Here is a 20,378-nt window from a genome sequence, read left to right on the forward strand (position 1 = left end):
TGGGTATTGCTGTCAGAGGCTGGGCTTTACATCGACAGTGTATGGAGCTGACTAGCTGCAGCTTCCAGCTGGGGTCTTCTGCTTTGTGATGAGTCTTTACCTCACCAGTAAGTTATCCAACCCCGCAACTCTCCACTCAGAATCCAATATTCACCCGAATCATGATCATCTGATCGCGGGTGCGTTGTGCATCAAGACCCAGCGTTCCCTGGTAAGCGATTCCGGGCGTGATATTGTGCGGCAGCAGAAAATCAATTGCGGTGCCTTCCGTTAATGTCTGGCGGCTCGGTTCGGTCAGCGGTACTCGCCACGTATCGTTGCCGGTATCGGCATAGCCCACGTGAGCGATACCGTTGTTGCTGAGTGTCTGCGCGTACTCGACACGGCCCTGCAAACGCAGCGCGATCCGGCCGCTCGTTACCCGATGCTCACCGCGCAGCCCGGCACCACCAATGACCTGAGAATCCGTTTGCGGTGCATAAGCCAGACTATAAGCACCTGCGCCGGACTCACTATAGCCATCCAGCCATGTGCGGTAATACTGCAGGCGGCCATAAGGTGATAACAGGCTATCTGTGGTTCGCAGTTCATAGCCTGAGGTTAGCGAGGCGAAGATCTGCCGTCCGGACCGGTTGCCGCGAGCTTCACTGGTGGTGCCGGTGATGACGCGTTTGCTATCGAAGTCCATCACGCCATGGCCCAGCAGGCCGTCCACGAAGAACGTCCCAGGATGATAGCTGCCATACAGCGCTGCGCTGAATGCGCGTCCGTTGGTCCGCGTGCCGCTGTCGCCAATGTCGCTGACGTCACGGCCAAAGCCAATACCTAATCCTGCCGCGACGGCGGAAGTGAACCGATAGTCCGCACCGGTAGACACGCCCACGGTGGTATGACTGAAGCGCACGCCGCCGGCGTTGTCGCCACCAAAGTCTACATAGCCGCCTGTCCAGTAAGACAGGCGCTGCGCCTGGCTGCGGGTGGAGAAGGGCAGCGCGGGGAGAGAGGGCTGCGCCGGGCGTTGATCAGGGAAGGCTTTCTGCTGCCACGCGGTTGCCCACATTTTCTCGTCGGCATCATGTTCGGCCTGAGCCGGGGGCATCGTAAAGCGGATGCCGTTCATATCCGAAGGCAACTCACCGCCGCTGTGTAACTGTTCCAGCCTGTCGCTGAAGTTTCGTAGCTGCGCGCGAGCGAAACTCTGCGCGGCACGATACTGGGCGCTGACCAGACCAACGACATCTGCGTCCTGCGCAGGATTGGGACGGGCGGTAATAGTGAACGTCACGCTGGCCGGCGGCGTTGTGCCGGCAGGGCCGGTCAGCACATAGCGGAGTGCGACGCTGCCACTGGCCTGTGCGGCTGCGGCAAAAAACAGCTGAAACTCACTTCCCGACGCACGTATTTCGGCTTTGCCCAGGCTGCTTTCCGGTTGATCAAGCAGCTGCGCGCCGGTGAACGGACCGCCCGTCGCACCGCTGGTCAGGTTCACCATGACCGACTGACCGGCAACGAGCGTGGCGCTGTGGTCAGTGGCCTGAGGCCCGGCAGCCTTAATTGACAGAGCATAATTAACCTGCACGGTACTACCGGCAGCATCGGTAACCTGAACACTGAACTGGCTAATACCGGCTGCCTGCGGCACGCCGCTGAGCTGTCCATCAGATAACGTCATGCCCGCAGGCAGCGTTCCGCCAGCCTGCCAGTGATAAGGCGCGGTTCCTCCCGTCACACTGAACGTGTGGGCGTACATTTTACCTGCTTCAGCCGGTGGCAACTGACCGCCTGCGGGCTGGAGCAGCAGGACTGACGGCGTGGCTGCGGTGACCGTCAGGACATAACTGGCTGTGCCGTGGTTACCCAGGCTGTCTGCTGCGGTGATTTGAAACCGGTAATTTCCCGCCGCCTCAGGCGTGCCTGAGAGTTTGCCTGTCGGGCTGTCCAGGCTGATGCCGGCTGGCAGGTTAACCGCACTGAAGGAATAGGGGGCCGTCCCGCCTGCTGCGATCACCGTTGTTGTCCAGTTGCTGCCGGCGGTTGCAGGCTGCAATGTTCCGCCAGGTGGCGAAAGCGTCAGGACGGACTGCGACACGCTGATTAAGATCTGCGCGCTGGCGGAGGTTCCGCTGCTGTTGCTGGCGGTATAAGTGAGACTGTCGCTTCCCGAGAATCCTGCAACTGGTTGGTAGGTTATGTGGGTGCCGGATACGGTGATGCTGCCGTGTGAAGGCGGAGTAATGATGGTGATGGATGTCGCGACGCCGCCGGAAAGGCTGAGGGGCAGCGTATTATTGCTGCTGTTGGCTGTAACCGTGGTGGCACTGTTGCTGGCAAGGGGAGCCGCAGCGCTGATAGTCAGCGCGTAGCTGGCTGAGCCGCTGGCCCCGTGGGCGTCCGTCGCGATGGCCTGGAAGTGATAATTTCCTGCCGCTGTAGGCGTTCCGGACAGCGTGCCGGCGGCTGCGTTCAGCACCAGGCCAGGCGGCAACGCGGTACTGCTCCAGGTATAGGGTGCCGTGCCGCCGGAGGCAGTGAGCGTCTGCGACCAGGAGCTGCTGACAGTCGCGGCGGGCAGCGCACCGGATGCTGGCGAAAGCGCCAGCGCGGGAGCGCTAACAGTCAGCGCTACGGTGGCATCCGCAGACGTTCCGCCCCCATTTGCTGCATGCCAGACAAAGCTGTCGCTGCCGGAGTAACCTGCCGCCGGCGTATACATCACGTCAGTGCCTGAAACCGTAGCGCTACCGTGCACCGGAGGCGTCACGAGGGTTACCGAAGTCGCCGTCCCACCGCTGAGCGCCAGCGAAATAGTGTTATTGGTGCTGTTGGCCGCAACGGTTGAACTGCTGTTTGCCGACGCTGGCGGCGCTTCTGCGCGGGTTACGCTGATGCTGTACCCGCGGGTGGTGCCATCCTGCGCGCTCACTACCACGGAAATAGTGTTGCTTCCGACGTTGAGGGCGATGGCTTGCGAGGCCGAACCCGAAGCCACTGACGAGCCATTAACCGTCACCGTGGCATGGCTTTCATTCACTACCGGCGTTACCGTCACCGACGAGACATTGAACGTAACCGATGCGCTGTAATTGCTGGTGGCGGCGCTGAAAGACGGTGAGAGTGCGCCGGCAGACAATGACAGGCCTGACAGCGTGGCATCCCCGGATGACGATGATGCACTGGTACAGTTAAATACGAGGTTACTAAGTTGTCCATGCGAAGTGGTGGCCCGCACGGTCAGCCCGTTGGCCTCCAGACTGCCGGCCGGTACGGTGATTGTCACGCTGTGGGGAGAGGTTGTGGTTGAATTTGCGGCGTTGTAAGTCTGAGCATTACTCAGGTCAAAACGGGCCAGGCTCAGACTGTCGGCGTTCATGGGAGGGCCGCCCGCGGCAGAACCGCTGTCGGTAAAGCTCAGCGTCAACGCGTCGCCAGCGGCAAAGTCCGAGGCAGGATACCTGTTGGCGCTGTAGGACAGAGAAGTGGAGCCTGACAGGGCATTGACGGTAGCACAGCCGTTAGATAGCGCTGAGGCTGACGGAGTGATACCCCAAAAAAAAGCAGCCGTCAGCAGCCAGGCGTAAATACGCCGACAGGTTAAAGAAGCATTCATGCGTGACCCAGAGATGATTAATATTTTTATGATTTTTATGTTACCGGGACGCGGCTAAGACAAAGGCGTAATTAAGAGCGGAAAAATCGGCTATCACGCGGGTTAGGCAATGAGGCCGTGAATGCGTTGCCTGCCTCGTCTGAACTCATGCTGTCAGATCGGGTCAGGCTTTCTCATCGAACCAGTTCTGAAACCCCGCTATTGCATCAGGCATCATGTCGCGGGCGCGTTCCATTATCAGGGTCTCCGCAGAGCGCAGTCCGTTCTGCGGGTGCGGGGCTTCGCACAGTGCCTGAGCCAGATCGGCAGCATCAAGCATCGCCAGGTTGACCCCTACGCCAACCGGCGGCATCAGGTGAGCGGCATCGCCAATCAGCGTGATGCCCGGACGTGGTGCCCAGCCAAAATCGGCGGGCAGGCTGTAAATAGGACGCCTGATATAGTCACCGGTGGCGTTTACTACCGACTGCAGGGAAGGGGCCCAGTCACGGTAGCCGTCACGTACCCAGGCGTTGATGCCGTGAGACGCTATATGCTGATCGATGACATCAATGTCGCGCTTCATCGCGGCATACACGCATATTCTTCCGCCGCCGTTGCGTTGCGTGACCAGCGCCTGCGCACCGCCAAAGCTGAACGCGGTCCCGTTGCCGGCAATGCTGTCGATTTGGCCGGAAGGGTGATCTATCCAGCCTTCGAAAAAGGTAATGCCGGTGTAAACCGGACGTACCGGCGTCAGGTAACTGCGGACCCGCGACCAGGCGCCATCTGCACCGATGACGATGTCTGCTTCATAGCGCCTGCCGTTTCTGAACACCAGCCCGTGCGCTTTTTGCAGGCCATAGTCAACGTAATGCAGTTTGTGGTCCCACATTAGGGTCTGCGGTGAAAGGGCGCTCAGCAGCAGGCTTTTCAACTCGCCGCGATCGATTTCCGGTTTATCCATTTCTCCTTCCGGCGCAAAAATGTCGCCTTCAATGTCGCCGGTACGGTAGTTCAGCATCCGGCTTTCCTGATCCTCATGCCTGGCGATATTGATGAACTGCTCCAGCAGACCCGCTCTGCGCAGCGCTTCCTGGCCGCTGTCAGCATGCAAATCCAGCGATCCGCCCTGACTACGTGCCGATTCAGCCGGTTCATCCTCAAAGACAGTTACGTTAAAACCGTTGCGCTGCAGTATCACGGCCGCCGTGAGGCCAGCCGGGCCTCCGCCTGTGATGGCGATAGTGAGTTTGTCCGACATGCTTCTTCCCCCCCGATGCGAAAGCGGATACTGTATAATCGCAAAGTTGACATATCAACTACAGGGCTGGATAAAGAATGGGCAGCACAGAAATTTCAGACGCAGAGTGGCTGGCATGGCGCGGATATCGCCGGCTGGGTGAGATCATCACAGGGCGTATTGTCAGGGACATTAATGAGGCTACCGGGTTATCCGCAGCGGATTTCATGATCCTGATGGAGATCAACCGAAGCCCGCAGGGGGCACTGCTGCAGCGTGAACTGCTGGAGTATCTGGAGTGGGACAAGTCGCGGCTTTCACACCAGCTTGCACGTATGGCCGCCCGGGACCTGGTCGCGCGACGTCGTGACAATCCGGCAGGTATATCGGTCAGCATGACCGACGCGGGCAGCCAGCTGCTCGCCCAGGCGCGGCCGATACATGCTCAAAGCGTGCGGCGAAATTTTCTCGATTTGCTGACGCCAGAAGATGTCGAGGCGCTGATCGCTATCACCGGGCGGTTACGCCAGTCTGCCAGCGGTTTTATCGAATAATTCCCGGCAGGTCAGGCTCAGACAGCCCTTCTGCCAACGGCCAACAGCGGAAGCTGTTGACGGGATAATCTTAAAGAATAATTAAATCAGTGGGTTGTATTTTTCGCGCGGTCAGACTGTTGACAGTCTCTTCGGGCTAACTCTAAATTGAGCAGTCGCTCTAATTTTGAGCCCAGCCCTGCCACTAATGGTGAAAACAATGTTACTGAGAGCCTCCTCCCGTTTCTGGCGTTATCAGACAAAGAAGCTGCTGACGTATGCTGCCATTCTGCTTGCCGGCGGGTTATCAGCTGTGAATGCGGTCAGTGCTGAAATCACTCATGTCGCTATCTATCGCGGCGGTGCAGGCTGCCCGGGCTGCTCCGAAATGGTCCGGAAATCGCTGGAGCAGAGCGGTCTGCCGCTGGACATCGCTTATGTCGGTGAGAAGGAAAAAATAACGCTTACGGATAAAAATCTCGCTCCCTTTGACGTCTATATCCAGCCCGGCGGCGGGCAGGACATTCCCGGCGCCTTTGCCTCTCTGGGCGAGGAAGGGGCCGGGGCGATACGCAACTTTGTCCGCAACGGAAAAAGTTTTCTCGGATTGTGCATGGGCGCCTATCTGGCCGATGAAAACTGGCTGGGGCTGATCCCCTCATCGCTGGACTCTGAAGTGATGCGCAAGGGAACCCACATACCCGACGAAGGCGACTACGTTGTCGATGTTGTCTGGCAGGGGAAAACCGAAAAATTTTATTATCAGGATGGTCCTTACCTCAATGCCGAAGACGCGCACGGCTTTGTCGCCCTGGCGCGCTATGCCAACGGGGATATCGCGCTGGCGAAATATACTTATGGCAAAGGCACGGTGCTCCTGAGCGGACCGCATCCGGAAGCGGACGAAAGCTGGATGCAGCCGGAGGAAAATAATCCGGCTTACACTTCAGCCGGCAGCAAGATGGCCAGACTGTTTAATGATTTAAAGCCCGAAAGGTAAGCCGCTTTATGGACACATCCCGGCTAGCGACACAGTTTTTCGAAGGCGGCCATTATCTCAAGAAAAAAATGGGTCCGCTTATCCGCCGAGTAGTTAAGAATAAGCGCGCTTGAGTAACCGTCAATCAGGGCGTGAAGATTACGCGCCACCTCGTCTTTATTGGCTTCGCTGAGGTGGCCGAATGCCTGGCCGGATAAGCCCTGGCGGACGATTCCCGTCCACCTCTCGGTGCTGGAGAGCAGCAGCTGCTCATATTGCTGATCTCTTGCCGCCAGCGGCCACAACTCCAGATAGATTAACCAGTGAGAAGCCGGCCCGTCGGGCAGCAGATAGTTCACCAGCGCACGAAAATAGGCGTCATGCTGTGAATCATCGATCTGTTCACTCACTACTGAAAACGCGGCAACGTCCTCATCCAGCATGAAACCAAGAGAATCCAGCTTCAGCGCATCCCAGTTTTTGAAGTAGTGATAGATATGGCTGCGGGATAGGCCCAGCGTATTGGTCAGATCGCGGGTTGAAACATTGTTGAAGCCGCGCTCCCGGAAAAGCTGCAGCGCTGCGAGAATGATATTTTTCTTAACCGTTTCTTTTTTCACATTCAACCTTAAAGGCCAGACAGCGTTGTCCTGATAATTTCAGTAAATGTTCGCCGGACCTGCCTTTCTGCGTTACGCCTCAGCGTGTTTCTCGTTAACCAGCCAGCGTACCTTAGCAGATATTTTTCCCCCTGTCGGGGGCAGGATGTCAGCCGGCCAGCTACGGCTTGACCGCAGTGCGAGGGCGCGGCTGCGTAAATATGCGCTGTGCAGTTATGGCGCTGCAGGATTATTTCTTTCCGTCGCCATCCGGCAAAAATCGTGACCACCCTCACACTTTCTCGTTTCTGACTATACTCAAACCTCCTTTTATCCCGTCTCCAACCAGGTCTTGAATTACCCATGGACGATAGCAAGCAAAATCCTTCGCAATCTCAATCAGATGATGGCAGCAGCCTGACGTTTACCGTCCAGCAGCGCCTGTTTTTTGTGGTGTTAGTCGCCACGATGGGCGCGCTCGCGTTTGGCTACGACACCGGTATTATTTCCGGCGCGCTGCCCTACATGACGCTGCCCGCCGCGCAGGGCGGTCTCGATCTCACGCCGTTTACCGAAGGGCTGGTAACCTCTGCGCTCACCTTTGGCTCTGCGCTCGGCGCATTTATCAGCGGTTATGTCTCGGATCGCTTTGGACGCCGTATCGCGTTACGCAGCCTTGCGCTGTTGTTCATCGCCGGAGCGTTAGGCACTACGGTTGCGCCGAACCTGGAAATCATGGTGGTGATGCGCTTTATTCTCGGCTTCGCGGTGGGCGGCGGATCGTCAACGGTTCCGGTCTTTATCGCTGAAATTGCCGGTCCAAAGCGCCGGGCACCGCTGGTGAGCCGCAATGAACTGATGATTGTGTCAGGGCAACTGCTGGCTTACGTCGTCAGCGCCGCCATGAGTTTGTTACTGCACGATCCGGGTATGTGGCGCTATATGCTGTCGCTGGCGATGATCCCCGGCATTCTGCTGTTCGTTGGCACCTTTTTTGTCCCGGCCTCACCACACTGGATGGTGGCGGAAGGGCGCTTTAATGAGGCGCTGCGTATCCTGCGCAAACTGCGGGAAAATCCGCGCGAAATTAAAAAAGAGATGGCAGAGATGCGCCAGAACGCGCGGGAAGCCCGTCAGGGGCCACCGGCGCGCGAACTGCTGAAAGAAAAATGGATCGTGCGTCTGCTGCTGCTGGGCTGTGGGATGGGCATTGTCGCGCAGTTCACCGGCGTCAACGCCTTCATGTATTACACGCCGGTCATTCTGAAAAGCACCGGGCTGGGCACCAGTGCAGCGATTGCTGCAACCATCGGCAACGGCGTGGTATCGGTACTGGCCACCTTTGCCGGCATTAAAGCCATCAGTCACTTCGGCCGGCGGCCGATGCTGATGACCGGGCTGTCGGTGGTTATTGCGATGCAGCTGGCGCTGGGTACGGTGCTGGTTCTCATGCCCCAAAGCCTGACGCAGAGCCTGCTGGCGCTGGCTTGCATTCTGGTGTTTCTGTTCTTTATGCAAATGTGCATTTCCCCGGTTTACTGGTTACTGATGTCGGAGCTGTTTCCGATGAAAGTGCGTGGGGTGTTAACCGGTTCAGCGGTAGCGTTTCAGTGGATATGTAACGCCGTGGTCGCGCTGGCATTTCCGCCGTTGCTGTCGCTGGTTGGTAATAAGGCATTCTTTATCTTTGCCGCAATCAATGTGGCTTCTCTGGTGTTTATCGCGGTGATGTTGCCGGAAACCCGCGGGAAATCGCTGGAAGAAATTGAGTCCCACATGCGCGAGCATTTTGGTGAACCTGCGGATGAAGTCGCGTCATCAACCTGATCCCCTGCATGCTGTGCCGCGGCACCCGCCGCGGCATTATCGCCATCCTCTGTTAAATAATGCCTGTTACAGGCTTCATTTCGGCACTTACCTGCGCCGGTTCGCTCATAAGGGTCTACAGTGTGACGTGAGGTTCTCATCAACGTGAAATGGAGGAAGTGCATTTGTCTATTCAACACGACGGGAAAGGGCACGTCATTATTGGCGAAGCGGCACTAAGCCTGGCGCTGGGCAAAAAGAAGATAAGTGTTACGACGCTTATCGACGAGCTCAGACACATGAAACGTGCTGGCGGAAGCGATACACGTCTGGCAGCCATTTCAGAGGCCATCAACTGGCTCAGAAGCTTTGATGAGCCAGAGCAGGCAGCGAACCATGTGCCGTACCTGCAGACGCTTGCAGGCCTGAACGACGAAAAGAACTGACGCCAAAGGACGTAGTCCGGCTCTGGCCGGAAGACGACAACGTAGATGACCTCATCGGACACGCGTAAGCGTGAACCGGCCGGAGAAATCTGTCAGGGATGACGCCTCCGCAATCCTGAAACGTCGCTCAGACGCTGACCTGTGACAATGGATTCTGACGTAACCAATGGGTGCGCAGTGCCATCACTGCGGGTGTGAAATGCGAGCCGATGACGTGATCAGCGACCAAACAGCATCGCGAGGAGCGAGCGCGCCTGTTCCGCCTCGACCTCATCATCCGTGTCATTGAGGTGGCCGATCAGCTTGAGACAAATGGCTGCGCGTGTCAGCCGGCGCTCCTGGCGCAAAATGTCCACCGTGATGCGTCCCAGTAGCGCAATCTGCCGGGGATCCGTCACCTGATTGAAGTAACCGGTCAGCCCGGTTTTATTACAAGGCGGCAGCCCGTTCTCTCTCATTTGTCCACCTGAAGAACACGATGATCCTGTAGGGCGCAAAGTAACCGATACGATATCGTCTGTACAGCATCAATCCGTAAAGGTTTTTCAGCTAGTCGGCGATTTTCTGTCAACGCAGCAGGGCAGGGAAGAACCGCAGGATGCTGCCCGCGGTGCGAAATTTCACCACCACCGATGGCGGTCTTGAATAAATCTGTACATTCCCAGTGCTGTTTTAACCGGCATCATGCCAGCGAATAACCGCTCTAAATCCCTGAGAAATTAGCGTTAGCATTTTTTGCACAAGAATGATGCTAATACAGAAACAGATTTCCTGTACAAGTTTTAAATATTTGTATAAGTTTACGCACAGACAGAACCGACTGTATTTTAATCATCTGAGAGGTTCACCATGCGTCAGAACGTCACAAAATTTCCAGATAGCGCCAGCGAGATCGCCCAGTACTTTAGCCGGGCTGCGACACCGACTCAGCAGGAAACGCTGGGGCAGATTGTGGTTGAGATCCTGCGCGCAGGAAAAAACCTCAATCGCAAGGCTATCTGTTCCCGGCTGCTCAGACGCCTTGAGGTTGCGGCTAATCATGAAGAAGAGCGTCACTACCATACGCTGATTGGCATGCTGTTCGAACGCTGATACGAAAAGGTAAATCGGTGGTACCTGCAGCATGCGCTTTATGGCTCCGGGAAGGGGTCAGCCACTGGTCCGGAAGGGCACGGTCCCGCAGGGGGTGGGCATGCAGAGAAAGTCTATTGAACGTTTAACCGAAATCGTTCTGGGCGAGGCAGTGGTTAAGCTGCTGGATAATAATGATCGGATTAATGTGGCCAGCGTATCGTCACGACTGCGCGCGATGGCCACAGAGGAATTTAATCCCGATCGCCTGGAGGCGATTAAACTTGCCATCACGGAACTGCAGATGCAGGCAGCTGTCAGGGAAGACCGTGAAAAATCGCTGGCTACCATGGGCATGGCAACCCCATCCAGAGCCGGTAAAAAGCATTAAACGCAGGGATGATAATTTTCCTGAGTAACCGGAATGCGGCAGGACGCCAGGCACCAGGTGGCCATCTCAGGATGGCCGATTTTTTTGGCGACCAGCCGGGATGAAGCTCTGCTCCCCGGGCCAGGATAACGACACATGCAACAGAACGAACAACATTTCAGCGCTGAAGCGGCACTCATTCAACATTTTCGCAGCGGCGGCGAACGTTTTGCTGCTGAATCAGCGGTACTGGACAGCGTCATCCGCGACATCGTCATTCACGGGCAGAAAGTGACGAGCAAAACCATCATTCTTTATCTCATCGCAGAGCTTGAGATGACGACCGATGTCGTCAGACTGGATGTGCTGCGCAACGTGCTGGAAATCGTTGTCGGCAGAACGCCGGATGATGAAGGGTTCTGAAACGTTCACTGACCCGGAACAGCGGCTTAGCTTTAGTGCATCTGCTTTATTAGCATACTGATGGCGTTTAAACAGGCTTGCCGCATCTCATCTTCACTGGCGGTTTCGCTGAGATGGTGCAGGCCGTGGGTGATTTCCTGAAGTGTCAGGTGCTGGTCCGGCTTAAGAAGGCGTGCCACGACCGTTCCAATAACGGCGTAGATATCTTCGGCGGTGGTGTCATTGCTCAAATGACCTCCATCCGTTGGTGGATAAGCATACAGTATAGCAGAAACACCAGGCGCAGGCACTGCAGCATTTGCTGCCGATGATCATCCCGCAATCAGTGAAGGGTGCCGGAGAAAGCGACGTGTCCGGCCGTGGAAGCCTCTTTCTTCACGGCGCTCATCTCCATCTCGCGCCTGACGTCCTCAATGACGCGCAGCACTGCACGCACACGATCGCTGTCTGTCTCACCGTCCAGCATGGCTTGCAGCCTGTCGTTAAGGGCCACCCAGCTTACGGCTACGCCATCATCGAGTAATGCCGTCACGGCTTCTCCGATGATGATATCCGCCATTTTATCGTCAAAATTACTGTTCATCAGTCTGTCCGGCTGCGGTTAGGGCAACGAGCTTATCACAGGAATAGCAGCAGGGCACATTGGGCTGATCAATCCCTGGCATTTAACCCCATCTGTGGTTATCGGGGCGATGATACGTCTCGTGACGGGCTGACGCGCAGAGAGCCAGCGCACTGTTTTAATCAGCCTCAGCGTTTCGGCTTTCTGACCTGTTCTGCCTCTTCAGCACGCCCGTTTGCTTCTGACGCCGCCAGTTCGAGGCGATAAAGTAAGGTGTCGCCGCGCTCGCTGTAACGTGCCGGCCAAATCATCGCCGCGTTGCCGTCTTCCACGTACTTAACCCCCAGTTCCTCCACGACAGCCCATGGCCGCGCCAGCGCGCTGCGGTAGCGCAGCAGCTCACGCGCCATTGATACGGCCTCCGGTTCATTCTCCTCCGGATGGCTGGAGATAAATTCCAGTCGACTATCGCTGAGCATCATCTTCTCCTGAAAGCATGACCTTTTCCTTTACCCGACTTGCTGCGGATGGCTGCCTGCCGGGGCAAGCGGCACATGACGATGGTCGATTTACGCTCCGGCGTCATCAGGTTAACCCGTTTTTACATCGCCTCGCGGCTCTCAGGCCAGGCCACGGCCGCGCCTTCGGAGGTAAACAGGCTGCCCTGAAAATCAATGATCCCCGCCGCTTCCAGCCACATCCACTCTTCAGGACGCTCAATGCCTGCGGCAATAACGTTGATTTCCAGCGCTGAACAACAGCGGATCACCGCCTGCACTACCGCCTGCTTCGGACCGCTGCGGTGAATGTCGCGCACAATATTCGCACCGATACGCACCCGATCGGGCTGGACATGAGCCAGCAATGAAAGACCTGCCGAACCGTCGCCGAAGTTGTCGATTGAAAGGCTGATGCCGGCTTCTTTCAGCTGTCTGACCGCTGTGGAAAAGCCTTCGAGCCGGGAGATGACTTCCGTTTCGCTGACGCCAAGGATAATTTGCTGCGGCACCAGTTCCGCATCTTCAATGGCGCTGACCAGTTTACTGACCGCATCGGGCAGATAAACCAGCGTCATCGGCAGGATACTGATATACAGCGTCATGCCATCGGGGCAGGCCCGGCCGGCTTTACGCAGCGCGTCCATGACGACGTTAAGGTCACGCGTATAACGTTCGTGCTCCTGCAGTCCGGCGGGCTGCTGCTGCGGAATCGCCTCGATGGCCGTCACTTCGCGGCCGAGGGGATCAACAACCGGGCGGAAGCTCACGCCACTGGCCGGCGCGGGAGAGTGAGCTGCAGCGGGAATGAAATCCCAGAAATCAGCCGGCAGCACTTCAAAGTAATTCTCTTTTTCGCGCGCCTCAACAAAGGTGCGGAGGAACTGCAATCCGCGATCGTCGTACGTCAGCTGGTATTTTGATGTGCCGCGATCCAGCACGGCCTGCAGCACGCTGCCGCTGTGGTGATTACGCAAATCGAACAGTTCCATGCCGGCATTACCAAACCGACGGGAAGGAGAGTAGTCGCGCATCAGCTCGACGACATTGTGGTGACGCGGGTCGGCACAGATGCGGGCGTAAATATCGAGAACGCCTTCTTCCGGTCCTTCGAGGATCTGAAAAAAGTGCGTGCCGTTAAACAGCAGGATGCCTGTAACCTGATGCTCTGCATTGAGCAGACTCGCTTTTTTCACCATCCCCGGCAGGATGCTGACGGGAACATCTTCAGCGATGTGGCTGCGATAAATGATCGTTGTAAGCATGGTACGCTCCAGATTGTCGCGATTGTCGTGTGACACCTTAACAGCATGGGATGAATTGTGAAATGTAAGGACTGAGCGCTATGGCTCGCGGGCACGTCTGTTCCGGGTCGCCGGTGACTATGTATGCCACGCTGAAAGTGTAGACAGAAAGAGGGCATAACCGGAGGGACACGACGCGAAACAGGCCGCACTTAAATGGCAAGCGGCGCTCTCCGGCGCCGCTGCACATCATCAGGATATCCGGTCAATCACCTTCGCTTTGTCGGTGATTGAGCCATTGGCCGCTATTCGCGGGTTTTCCCCTCTTCAATAAACTCTTCGTCGATCTCTTCAACGTTTTCACGGTTGTCGCGACCGGAAAGCAGATTCCAGCAGGCGATGAACAACGCGGCGATCAATGGACCGATAACAAAGCCGTTGATGCCGTACACTTCCATGCCGCCCAGCGTGGCAATCAGAATCAGGTAATCCGGCATTTTAGTATCTTTACCGACCAGCAGCGGACGCAGGATGTTGTCCACCAGCCCGACCACAACCACGAAGAAGCCCACCAGGAACAGGCCTTTCCACAGCGCACCGGTCGCGAAGAAGAAGATGGCTGCCGGTACCCAGACAATGGCTGAGCCAACGGCCGGAATCAGCGACAGGAACGCCATCAGTGCGCCCCACAGCAGGCTGCCGTCAATGTCGGTGATCCAGAAGGCGAAGCCTCCCAGCACCCCCTGAACCACGGCCACCACCACCGTGCCTTTAACCGTGGCGCGCGAGACGGCGGCAAATTTCATCAGCAGGTGATGTTTGACGTAAGTGGAGAGCGGCAGCGCTTCCAGGATCAGTCCAACCAGCCAGGCGCCGTCTTTCAGCAGGAAAAACAGCAGATAGAGCATCACACCGAAACCCACGGTAAAGGTAAACGTGCCTTTGCCAATCAGGAAGACGCTGCCCGCCATATACTGACCGCCCTTCAGCGCAAAGCTGGAGAGCTTCTGCTGGATCTGCGCGGCGTTATTCAGATTGTGGTCCACCAGATAAGTCTGCGCCCAGTCCGGCAGATGCTGCAGCAGTTGGGCAAACACCGTCGGGAACTGCGCGGAGTTGGATTGCAGTTTGGTGTATACCATATTAAGTTCCACCACCAGCGACGAGGTGATGATCGCCAGTGGCGTGAACACAATCAGACAGATGATCAACAGGGTCACAAAGGAGGCCAGCCCGTTACGGTCGCCCATTTTGCGCCGCAGCAGCGACTTCAGCGGTGCAAAGATCACCGCCAGGATCGCCGCCCACAGGATGGCGGAGAAATAAGGCGCCAGCACATCAAAAAACGCGATGGTGACAATCGCCAGAATCACGATAAAGAAACCGATATTTAAACCTTTAACACGCATGCAAAAGCCTCGCAGATAAACGTAGCGAATGAACTATAGAACGGCTTTTGCGGAATGTAATGTTTTTAGCGCAGATGAAGGGCAGGGGAGGCCTTGATGACCTCCCGCAGGTTAACTCACACCACATGCAGGCCGAGCACGGCGAAAATATTCGCCAGTACGCCAACGATGATGGCCGCAATCGGGCCGGCAGCCAGTTTCATCACCGGGCGGCCACTGATTTCATTAAGGATATACAGGCTGACCACCACGAACATGCCGGTACCGGCCCAGATCTGATTACCGGCATTGACGCCGCCCACCAGCAGGGCGATTTCCAGGATTTGCGTCATTGAGGTACGGATGTTATCGCCGGACATTTTCAGCGCCGGAAAGTGATTCATCGCTCTGCCAATGCGGCTCAGGCTTTTCACCTCCAGCCCCATTGCGCCCGCGCCCAGTACACCCGCTACCAGTGGATTTGGTGCCAGATAGCCGAGGCCGAGGAACCAGTCGCACCAGCCATTAGTGCCATACACGCCGCTGATCATGGCGGTAGTAATGATCAGCGGCATAAAGGCGATCGCCTGCACAATGGCAACAATCGCCGCTGACGTCATGTTGCCTTTGCCCACCAGCGCAGCGGCAATCGGTTCACCCGCCAGCCAGTGATAGTGCGCGGTGATGGCAATCAGCGCTGCCATCGGCATCAGGTAGAAGATGTTTTTGCGGATACGTTTGATGTTGTCATCAAACAGGCTGTGCTCGATCTCTTCACCGCGCGACTTATCACGCGAGGCGAACATCAGCAGGCAGATCATGCCAACCAGCATGGCGATGCCTTCCGGGCTGAGCGAGATTTCATTGCCGGCGATGGTTAACGGGTTAATGCGCTCAATCACCACGCGACCGAGAAAAGAACAGATAATGGTGATCAGGCCCGCCTTCTTACCAAACTGATAGCCAACCGCAATGGCCGGGAATGCCACAAAGGCGTAAATAATCGGATCGCCTACCGAAGCCAGGGCATCAAGAAAGTTTAACGGCAAATACGCAAAGCCTTTGATGATGCCATCCAGCGCCACGGTGACCAGCGCACCGTATACGGTGCCCAGCAGCACCGCCAGTTTGGTGTTGTTAAAGGACACGCCAATAATGTCGGCGGTCAGCAACACGATATGAATCACAATCACCCCGGTGGCCAGGGTAATCGGCATGGCAAAGCCGGTAATAAAACCGATGCTGATGGCAAATGAAATACCGGCCAGCTCTTTGCGGCTCATGTTGCCGTTCATAAACTCGGGCATGATCGGGCGCAGACCGTCGTGATAGACCGCAATTGAGCGGTTGGCGAGAAAGGTGGCGTAGCCGCCCATCAGCGCAAAAAGTATGATTTTTATCAGATTTATAGAATCCATGGTGTCACCCTGTAAAGGTCGGCTTAGCGCATTAAGCGGCGGCAGCGGGGCGCAGCCGCCAGATTGTTATTGTTGCTGCAGGGCCGTGACGAAGGCTTTTACAGCGTTCTCGGCGCGATCGTTGGTGAAGCCAAAGGCTTTGGTGCCGCCTGCCAGCAGTTCGGCCACTTTTTCCGTACTTGGTTGGGTGATGGCGTTCGCGATGGTGGCGCACTTATCGCGACCAATCAGCGCGTAGGCCATCGCCAGCGCACCGCCGGCACCGCTCTGACAGGCACCGAGGTAGTAGTCATAGCTGCCGCTTTTCACTTTCATGGCGGCATCCATGTCGGTGAAAATATCAGCGCTGAACTGACCGTTACCGATGCTTTCGAGGCATGCTTTGATTTCGTTTTTATTTAACTGTCCGCCAATGGCAATTTTGTACATGGTGGTCACCTGTAATGGTTAAGCTGATTGAATACCGGCCGCATTGAGTGCAGCCAGAAAACCGTCCCCGTTTTGCGGGATGCGGGCGTGGAAAAATTCGCACACGGTGGCACCGACATCCGACAATGTGCGGCGGATGCCGAGCGCACAGGGTTGCTGGCCGCGGCGATAGACCAGCAGCGGCACCTGTTCTCGTGTATGTTTGCTGTGGCCCACGGTGGGGTCGTTGCCGTGATCGGCCATGACGACCAGGCAGTCGCTGACATCCATGTGTGCGATGATGCGTGCCAGTGCGTTATCCACCAGCTGCAGGCGCTCGGCGTAACGCGCGGTGTCTTCGGCGTGACCGGCGAGGTCGGTCTCCTGAATGTTGGTGCAAATGAACGCCGCCTGTGGTCGCTGCATCTCCTCAAGTGTGATGTCGAGAATGATTTGCGAATCGACGAGGCGCGGATAGTTGCGGCCGTGCGGGTTGGCCACGATATCCGCCACTTTGCCCACCAGTACGCTGGTAATACCCTGCTGATGGAGCCTGGCGGGAACCTGCACGCTGGCATCCACGCCATAACCTAAGTGCACCACTTCGAAGCCGCGCTGATAAACGCCAGCTCTTGGGCTGTTAATACCGATGTAGCAGCCCTGTTTGCTCTCGACCGCAGCAAGAATTTGCGCGCTGCTCGCCAGCAGACCGCCATAAGCAATGACGCGGCCCACTTCGACCTGTGCGCGGACGATACGACCAATCTTCTCAACTTCGCTAAAAGGCACAGCGGACAGGTTGGCGCAGATATTAAATACCTGGCCTAAATCCGCTTCGAGGTTATCGCCAATCGCCACGGCATCATTGACCCAAAGCAGCGCCAGCTCACCGTCAGGATGACGCGTCACGTGATAGCCGGCCCGCAGCAGCGCGGCTTCGACCTTATCGATGACCTTTGAGAACGGCATGCGCAACGGTGGTAGCGGCAGTGTGCCCATGATCTCCTGGTGGCCCATAAAGGTATCGCCACCTTCATGTTGTAACTGCGCGACACCGAAAGTCGCTGCCGGACTGGCGCGCATCACGCTGTGATCACAGTGCGGGGCAGCCAGCTGCAGTGCGTTGATCAGCCCCAACTGCTCCAGCGTGGGCAGCCGCAGCGCCGGGAAGGTCTGCAGAATATGGCCGCAGGTATTGGCGCCGCTGTCCTGTGGGCGCACCTGCGGTACGTCATCCATGGCACCGACGCCGAAGCTGTCGATCACCAGCACTAAAAATTTATTCATGGCATGCTCCTGGCAGGACATTACCGAGGCTGTCGAATAAACCCAGCAGCGTCGGTTCGCCGCTGTGCAGCCCGCCGATCAGCGCCACGTCACTGCGTGTGACAAACACCTGGGTACGAAAACACATCACCACCGCGCTGCCCGGTGGCCAGTAACCGGCCAGCGGCAGGGTGTAATCGATGCTGTCACTGTCCACTGGCTGCACCGCGCAGTGTTGCCAGCCCTGATGCCACACCGCTGCATGCTGCATATGGCTGCGGCGATAGTGTCCGCCGCCGTAGCAGTAACTGGTGTTCTGATAGTTGTGCGAGATTTCGGAGAGATAGAGCATGGCGATTTTCTCCGCGCCGTCGCCGTGCTGGTTTGATGGCAGCGTACCGGTCAGCGCATGGCCCGGCTCAGCATGGGTCACGCCCTGAGCGGCCAGCAACGGCAATGTCGCGACGCTGCTGGCGGATGGCGCATTAACCTGTTCAACCTCAATCCCGTGCTGCGTCAGCAGTGTTTTTGCCGCCAGCAGCGTGCGCAGATTTGCGGTGGCTTCGGTTTGCTGTGACGTGTTGCAAAACGCCAGGCACGGAAAGTGCGTCACGCCGACGACGCGCACTCCCGCCAGCCGTTGTAAGTGCGCCAGCACCGCCGGCAATTCGGCCAGGCTGAAACCCGCCTCCTGATTGGGATAAACCACGTCGCCCTGATTGACCACCTTCAGCAGTAACGGCTGTACCCACTGCTGGCGCCGGGCGGCGGCGGCAATGCTCTCAGCTTTTTCCAGACTGTAAACGGTAATCACCTGCGGGCGCTGCGCCACGGCCGTATCAATCAACTGCTCAGGCAATTGCACCAGATGGCCAACATGGGCCACCGGCAGACCGTGCTGCCACAGGCGCTGTGCCTCTTTAAAATCCACCGCAACCATACCTGCAAAACCCTGTTGCAGAATCAGCTGGCTGAGCAGGGGATTACGGCCAAACTGTTTGCTCATCAGGTAAAGTTTCAGGCCATGTGCCTGCGCAGTGGCCTGAAGCAGACGCGCATTGGCCAGCACCTGGTCAACGTCGATCACATAACAGTCCGGACGAATTTCACCGCGCTGCCAGAAGCGTAATGCAGCTTCCATCAGGGCTGGATTCTGTCTTTCCAGCGCGTTAAGAAACATCAGCAACTCCCTTTATTTTCATTTTTTTGAATATTTAGGTGCATTAAAATGTCACGCCGCGCTTTCCTGTTGTGCCAGTACCAGCCCGAACAGATTGGCCAGAAGATAGCCCTGTTCATGTTGCGGTACCTCGAAAGCAAACAGGCTGAGCAGATCCTGGTGAAGCGTCTGGATAGCGGGATAGCGCGCGGACTCGGCGATTTCTGCCAGTACTTCGGCATCCAGCGCCGGAATAATCTCGCCACGACGTGTGCGCATTAGCGCATTCGCCATGTGGGTGATGAGCATTTCGCCCTGCGCATGACGAATGCGCAGCTGCCAGTGCTGTTCGAGTCGGCTGACTACCGCCAGCATGCCGTGATAAATCTCCTCGTCGATCACCTGTGCGTCGTGCAGAATCTGTAAGCGTGTTTCCATGTGGCTACCTGTTAATAACTGGGTTCCCTGATGCCGAGCGCGACATCCTGTTGATGGCGCAGCAGCTGTGGAATATCAATCAGCGACTGCACTAAATGTTGAATCACTTTGGCGTTGTTATGTATGAGTAATACCGCTTCGGAGGCTTTCACCGCGTCGGCGTGGTCAATCGGTTGCTGAATAATGCCTTCTGTTGCTTCATCGCTGTGGTTCCACACTGCGGCATCAATTTCGCCGCGCTGCAGCGCCGTCAGTGTCAGGTTGTAGGGCAGGGCGACGCGTTCGATGGTCTGCCCGGTAAAAATCCGTTCGGTCAGCAGCCGCTGATCCGGTGAGCGCGGGTCGAGCCCAACGCGACGGATGGCTCCTTTACGACTGGCGCGATACAGCAGTCGGTGGCCGGCAACATAGCTGCCCGGGCCAAAGTTCAGCACTGCCGTTACCTCGCCCTGCCGCAGATAGCTTTCCGCCGCGAGATGCGACACCACGGCCATGTCGTAGACGCCATCGATCAGGCAATCAATACGCACTTCTGCACCGCGCATGTGCGCAAAATAGAGCGGATAGCCCGTAAACTGCGTTTTGATCGCACTGGCCAGCCCTTCATAAAGCCGGGTATAAGGCAGCGGCATAGCACAAAGAATGTTGCCGATGTCGGCCTGCTCCAGCAAACGCGGAAAATCCATCTGGCTTAAAAGGGTGCCATTGCGTCCACGGCGATCGAGTGTTACACACTGTTCGGCCTCCAGACTTTTTAGCGCGTTTTGCACCACGCCCACTGAGAGCGCCAGCTCGCTGGAGAGCACATCAATGGTTTTCAGCCGTTCGCCAGGTTTGAGGCCAAACAGATAGCGTGCCAGACTGACCCGCGCGACTCCCTCTTTCTTAATAAAGGCTTTGCTCATGCTTAATCTTCAATTTTATGAACATTTAAATCATGTT

At 56.8% G+C, this 20,378-nt stretch carries 22 protein-coding genes; 7 read left to right on the forward strand and 15 right to left on the reverse strand.

The genetic code is table 11. The features are described 5' to 3' along the window. Positions 1-136: 136 nt before the first annotated feature. Together MXF20_RS00070 and MXF20_RS00075 are read right to left on the reverse strand one after the other, a co-directional pair. Positions 137-3,370: an autotransporter domain-containing protein gene (locus MXF20_RS00070; protein ID WP_325966932.1), complete on the reverse strand. Its 3,234-nt coding sequence runs from the start codon at positions 3,368-3,370 to the stop codon at positions 137-139. A 400-nt stretch (positions 3,371-3,770) separates the two neighbouring features. After that, entirely contained in the window at positions 3,771-4,850 is a 1,080-nt protein-coding gene (locus MXF20_RS00075; protein ID WP_325966934.1) for an NAD(P)/FAD-dependent oxidoreductase, read from the reverse strand. A gap of 77 nt (positions 4,851-4,927) precedes the next feature. Between MXF20_RS00075 and MXF20_RS00080 the strand changes: the two genes are divergently transcribed. Both MXF20_RS00080 and MXF20_RS00085 read left to right on the forward strand, forming a co-directional pair. Further along, positions 4,928-5,383: a MarR family winged helix-turn-helix transcriptional regulator gene (locus MXF20_RS00080; protein ID WP_325966937.1), complete on the forward strand. Its 456-nt coding sequence runs from the start codon at positions 4,928-4,930 to the stop codon at positions 5,381-5,383. A gap of 199 nt (positions 5,384-5,582) precedes the next feature. Next, the gene (locus tag MXF20_RS00085; protein ID WP_325966939.1) at positions 5,583-6,362 is read left to right on the forward strand and encodes a BPL-N domain-containing protein; all 780 of its coding nucleotides are present in this window, start codon (positions 5,583-5,585) and stop codon (positions 6,360-6,362) included. Positions 6,363-6,385: 23 nt separating this feature from the next. Here the strand turns inward: MXF20_RS00085 and MXF20_RS00090 are convergent, their stop codons facing one another. Further along, positions 6,386-6,961, reverse strand: a complete 576-nt coding sequence (locus MXF20_RS00090; RefSeq protein WP_325966941.1) for a TetR/AcrR family transcriptional regulator — start codon at positions 6,959-6,961, stop codon at positions 6,386-6,388. A gap of 342 nt (positions 6,962-7,303) precedes the next feature. Here MXF20_RS00090 and MXF20_RS00095 point away from each other — a divergent pair, with 342 nt between their 5' ends. Further along, the gene (locus MXF20_RS00095) at positions 7,304-8,767 is read left to right on the forward strand and encodes a sugar porter family MFS transporter (RefSeq protein WP_325966942.1); all 1,464 of its coding nucleotides are present in this window, start codon (positions 7,304-7,306) and stop codon (positions 8,765-8,767) included. 164 nt (positions 8,768-8,931) lie between these two features. Continuing rightward, positions 8,932-9,192, forward strand: coding sequence for a hypothetical protein (locus MXF20_RS00100; protein WP_325966944.1), 261 nt, complete (start codon positions 8,932-8,934; stop codon positions 9,190-9,192). Positions 9,193-9,410: 218 nt separating this feature from the next. On the opposite strand, the gene MXF20_RS00105 is transcribed toward MXF20_RS00100, so the two are convergent. Then, a complete protein-coding gene (locus tag MXF20_RS00105) occupies positions 9,411-9,650 on the reverse strand; it encodes a biofilm development regulator YmgB/AriR family protein (RefSeq protein WP_325966945.1) in 240 nt (79 codons plus the stop codon). A 391-nt stretch (positions 9,651-10,041) separates the two neighbouring features. Here MXF20_RS00105 and ycgZ point away from each other — a divergent pair, with 391 nt between their 5' ends. The 3 genes from ycgZ to MXF20_RS00120 all read left to right on the forward strand — a co-directional run bounded on the left by ycgZ (position 10,042) and on the right by MXF20_RS00120 (position 11,056). Further along, positions 10,042-10,284 carry a regulatory protein YcgZ gene (gene ycgZ / locus MXF20_RS00110; RefSeq protein WP_325966946.1) on the forward strand — a complete coding sequence of 81 codons (243 nt, stop codon included), beginning with the start codon at positions 10,042-10,044 and terminating at the stop codon, positions 10,282-10,284. 100 nt (positions 10,285-10,384) lie between these two features. Then, positions 10,385-10,654 carry a hypothetical protein gene (locus tag MXF20_RS00115; RefSeq protein ID WP_325966949.1) on the forward strand — a complete coding sequence of 90 codons (270 nt, stop codon included), beginning with the start codon at positions 10,385-10,387 and terminating at the stop codon, positions 10,652-10,654. A gap of 135 nt (positions 10,655-10,789) precedes the next feature. Further along, positions 10,790-11,056, forward strand: a complete 267-nt coding sequence (locus tag MXF20_RS00120; protein ID WP_325966950.1) for a biofilm development regulator YmgB/AriR family protein — start codon at positions 10,790-10,792, stop codon at positions 11,054-11,056. A 32-nt stretch (positions 11,057-11,088) separates the two neighbouring features. On the opposite strand, the gene MXF20_RS00125 is transcribed toward MXF20_RS00120, so the two are convergent. The 11 genes from MXF20_RS00125 to yhfZ all read right to left on the reverse strand — a co-directional run bounded on the left by MXF20_RS00125 (position 11,089) and on the right by yhfZ (position 20,341). Continuing rightward, entirely contained in the window at positions 11,089-11,286 is a 198-nt protein-coding gene (locus tag MXF20_RS00125) for a hypothetical protein (RefSeq protein WP_325966952.1), read from the reverse strand. 92 nt (positions 11,287-11,378) lie between these two features. After that, positions 11,379-11,639, reverse strand: coding sequence for a hypothetical protein (locus tag MXF20_RS00130; RefSeq protein ID WP_325966955.1), 261 nt, complete (start codon positions 11,637-11,639; stop codon positions 11,379-11,381). A gap of 167 nt (positions 11,640-11,806) precedes the next feature. Continuing rightward, positions 11,807-12,100, reverse strand: a complete 294-nt coding sequence (locus MXF20_RS00135; RefSeq protein WP_325966957.1) for a hypothetical protein — start codon at positions 12,098-12,100, stop codon at positions 11,807-11,809. 119 nt (positions 12,101-12,219) lie between these two features. Next, entirely contained in the window at positions 12,220-13,380 is a 1,161-nt protein-coding gene (locus tag MXF20_RS00140; RefSeq protein ID WP_325966959.1) for a diguanylate phosphodiesterase, read from the reverse strand. 284 nt (positions 13,381-13,664) lie between these two features. Next, positions 13,665-14,768, reverse strand: coding sequence for an AI-2E family transporter (locus MXF20_RS00145; RefSeq protein ID WP_325966961.1), 1,104 nt, complete (start codon positions 14,766-14,768; stop codon positions 13,665-13,667). Positions 14,769-14,884: 116 nt separating this feature from the next. Next, entirely contained in the window at positions 14,885-16,165 is a 1,281-nt protein-coding gene (locus MXF20_RS00150) for a YhfT family protein (RefSeq protein ID WP_325966962.1), read from the reverse strand. Positions 16,166-16,231: 66 nt separating this feature from the next. Continuing rightward, positions 16,232-16,594, reverse strand: a complete 363-nt coding sequence (locus tag MXF20_RS00155) for a DUF2620 domain-containing protein (RefSeq protein ID WP_166719951.1) — start codon at positions 16,592-16,594, stop codon at positions 16,232-16,234. 18 nt (positions 16,595-16,612) lie between these two features. After that, entirely contained in the window at positions 16,613-17,860 is a 1,248-nt protein-coding gene (locus MXF20_RS00160; RefSeq protein ID WP_325966963.1) for a phosphopentomutase, read from the reverse strand. After that, positions 17,853-19,019: a YhfX family PLP-dependent enzyme gene (locus tag MXF20_RS00165; protein ID WP_325966964.1), complete on the reverse strand. Its 1,167-nt coding sequence runs from the start codon at positions 19,017-19,019 to the stop codon at positions 17,853-17,855. Before MXF20_RS00165 ends, MXF20_RS00160 begins: the two co-directional genes overlap by 8 nt. Before the next feature lie 51 nt (positions 19,020-19,070). Next, the gene (locus MXF20_RS00170) at positions 19,071-19,436 is read right to left on the reverse strand and encodes a PRD domain-containing protein (RefSeq protein WP_325966966.1); all 366 of its coding nucleotides are present in this window, start codon (positions 19,434-19,436) and stop codon (positions 19,071-19,073) included. An 11-nt stretch (positions 19,437-19,447) separates the two neighbouring features. Then, a complete protein-coding gene (gene yhfZ, locus MXF20_RS00175; RefSeq protein ID WP_325966967.1) occupies positions 19,448-20,341 on the reverse strand; it encodes a GntR family transcriptional regulator YhfZ in 894 nt (297 codons plus the stop codon). Between the last annotated feature and the right edge of the window lie 37 nt (positions 20,342-20,378).

Source organism: Pantoea dispersa (assembly GCF_035783935.1).
In the GTDB taxonomy this organism is placed as follows: Bacteria; Pseudomonadota; Gammaproteobacteria; order Enterobacterales; family Enterobacteriaceae; genus Pantoea; species Pantoea dispersa_C.

Coding starts and splice junctions, on each gene's coding strand:
- MXF20_RS00070 (WP_325966932.1), bottom strand. CDS start 3,370: ATGAACGCCGACAGTCTGAGCCTGGCCCGTTTTGACCTGAGTAATGCT.
- MXF20_RS00075 (WP_325966934.1), bottom strand. CDS start 4,850: ATGTCGGACAAACTCACTATCGCCATCACAGGCGGAGGCCCGGCTGGC.
- MXF20_RS00080 (WP_325966937.1), top strand. CDS start 4,928: ATGGGCAGCACAGAAATTTCAGACGCAGAGTGGCTGGCATGGCGCGGA.
- MXF20_RS00085 (WP_325966939.1), top strand. CDS start 5,583: ATGTTACTGAGAGCCTCCTCCCGTTTCTGGCGTTATCAGACAAAGAAG.
- MXF20_RS00095 (WP_325966942.1), top strand. CDS start 7,304: ATGGACGATAGCAAGCAAAATCCTTCGCAATCTCAATCAGATGATGGC.
- MXF20_RS00105 (WP_325966945.1), bottom strand. CDS start 9,650: ATGAGAGAGAACGGGCTGCCGCCTTGTAATAAAACCGGGCTGACCGGT.
- ycgZ (WP_325966946.1), top strand. CDS start 10,042: ATGCGTCAGAACGTCACAAAATTTCCAGATAGCGCCAGCGAGATCGCC.
- MXF20_RS00115 (WP_325966949.1), top strand. CDS start 10,385: ATGCAGAGAAAGTCTATTGAACGTTTAACCGAAATCGTTCTGGGCGAG.
- MXF20_RS00120 (WP_325966950.1), top strand. CDS start 10,790: ATGCAACAGAACGAACAACATTTCAGCGCTGAAGCGGCACTCATTCAA.
- MXF20_RS00130 (WP_325966955.1), bottom strand. CDS start 11,639: ATGAACAGTAATTTTGACGATAAAATGGCGGATATCATCATCGGAGAA.
- MXF20_RS00135 (WP_325966957.1), bottom strand. CDS start 12,100: ATGATGCTCAGCGATAGTCGACTGGAATTTATCTCCAGCCATCCGGAG.
- MXF20_RS00140 (WP_325966959.1), bottom strand. CDS start 13,380: ATGCTTACAACGATCATTTATCGCAGCCACATCGCTGAAGATGTTCCC.
- MXF20_RS00145 (WP_325966961.1), bottom strand. CDS start 14,768: ATGCGTGTTAAAGGTTTAAATATCGGTTTCTTTATCGTGATTCTGGCG.
- MXF20_RS00150 (WP_325966962.1), bottom strand. CDS start 16,165: ATGGATTCTATAAATCTGATAAAAATCATACTTTTTGCGCTGATGGGC.
- MXF20_RS00155 (WP_166719951.1), bottom strand. CDS start 16,594: ATGTACAAAATTGCCATTGGCGGACAGTTAAATAAAAACGAAATCAAA.
- MXF20_RS00160 (WP_325966963.1), bottom strand. CDS start 17,860: ATGAATAAATTTTTAGTGCTGGTGATCGACAGCTTCGGCGTCGGTGCC.
- MXF20_RS00165 (WP_325966964.1), bottom strand. CDS start 19,019: ATGTTTCTTAACGCGCTGGAAAGACAGAATCCAGCCCTGATGGAAGCT.
- MXF20_RS00170 (WP_325966966.1), bottom strand. CDS start 19,436: ATGGAAACACGCTTACAGATTCTGCACGACGCACAGGTGATCGACGAG.
- yhfZ (WP_325966967.1), bottom strand. CDS start 20,341: ATGAGCAAAGCCTTTATTAAGAAAGAGGGAGTCGCGCGGGTCAGTCTG.